Here is a 223-nt window from a genome sequence, read left to right as displayed (position 1 = left end):
GAACCGCAGACCTCCTGCGTGCAAGGCAGGCGCTCTCCCAGCTGAGCTATAACCCCATCAGGTGTCGATACTTCAATTTCACAAGGAATATTGGTGGGTCTGAGTGGACTCGAACCACCGACCTCTCGCTTATCAGGCGAACGCTCTAACCACCTGAGCTACAGACCCAGTATCGTCTCTTAAACTTACTTAAACCTAATCAATCTGTGTGGACACTCATCAA

General features: G+C 50.2%; 1 tRNA gene. It reads right to left on the bottom strand.

From position 1 onward, the window contains the following. Positions 1-91: 91 nt before the first annotated feature. Positions 92-168, bottom strand: a tRNA-Ile gene (locus ACOSVQ_RS20690). Between the last annotated feature and the right edge of the window lie 55 nt (positions 169-223).

The organism is Vibrio sp. HM8-C (assembly GCF_058630515.1).
Note: the sequence above shows the minus strand (reverse complement) of the source record. Positions and strands in the feature narration are given on the sequence as shown.